This is a genomic window from Vibrio sp. 1727 (genome assembly GCF_033344415.1).
In the GTDB taxonomy this organism is placed as follows: domain Bacteria; phylum Pseudomonadota; class Gammaproteobacteria; order Enterobacterales; family Vibrionaceae; genus Vibrio; species Vibrio alginolyticus.
In genome coordinates this window covers 1-999 of record NZ_JAWPOT010000104.1, presented here as the reverse complement: position 1 = coordinate 999, position 999 = coordinate 1, and the positions used below count along the sequence as shown (strand labels likewise).

Annotated in this window: 2 protein-coding genes; both read right to left on the bottom strand. The window is 47.8% G+C overall.

Annotated features, from left to right (window positions below; genetic code table 11):
* On the bottom strand, positions 1 to 283 hold a 283-nt coding region (locus R8O10_RS24120), incomplete at its 3' end, for an SDR family NAD(P)-dependent oxidoreductase (protein WP_318191811.1).
* A 38-nt stretch (positions 284 to 321) separates the two neighbouring features.
* A partial coding sequence (locus tag R8O10_RS24115; RefSeq protein ID WP_318191810.1) for a TIGR01777 family oxidoreductase occupies positions 322 to 999 on the bottom strand: 678 nt, incomplete at its 5' end.

The following is a 999-nucleotide window of genomic DNA, read 5'->3' as shown; positions in this document are numbered from 1 at the left end:
TAGGCAGATCTTCTAATGCACCGGGCTGACCATATGCGCCGTTATTGAATAGGGCATAAAGCTGGCCTTGAGCCAATTCAATCGCTTGTTTTGCGCCACTAGTGATGCTTATTGGGTCGTCGAGGTCGAGCTGGATACAGGTTAACCCTTCTGATTGGAGTCGTTGAACGTCATCAAGCTTTCTACAAGAGGCGATGACGTTAAAGCCTTGTTTATGGAGTGCATGAGCACAAACGTACCCGATGCCCGTTGAGCACCCCGTAATGAGGATGGATTTATTCATGTGTTAGCTTAATGCGAGAGACAGATAAGCTTTATCATTCAACAGCTTCTATCTTGAAGCAAGTGCTTCAGTGCTGGTTCTATTCTTGAGTAACTAAATTTAAAGCCAAGCTCGGTGAGTTTCTTAGGTTTGGCTCGCATACTGTCAAACAGCAAACATGCCGATTCTCCCATCGCCAATGCCATGACCCATTTAGGTGTGAATAGAATATGAGGACGTTTGAGTGTTTTCGCTAACGTGCGGCTAAATATCCGGTTAGTCACAGGGTGAGGGGCGCACATGTTGAAGGCACCATGCGCGTGAGGGGTTTCAAGCAGGTACATAATGGCACGAACCATATCGAGGATATGAATCCAAGGCATGTATTGATTGCCATTGCCAAGCGGTCCGCCTAACCCCAATTTGTAAGGCAAGAGCATTTTCGCGAGTGCTCCGCCATTAAGCCCGAGTACGACGCCTGTCCGGAGAAAGCAAACGCGGGTTTGTTCGGACTCGGCTCGTTTGGCGATTTGTTCCCACTTAGCGCAAACCATATGCGGGAAATCGTCGTTATTCACATGAAGACACTCATCGAACGGATGATCCTGCTGGTCGCCGTAATAACCGACAGCAGATCCACTAAGAAACACAGAAGGCGGTTCGGTACTGGCGTGAATCAGCTCAACAATTTGCTCGGTAATTTTCCAGCGACTGTCGCAAATTTTCTCTTTTTGCTG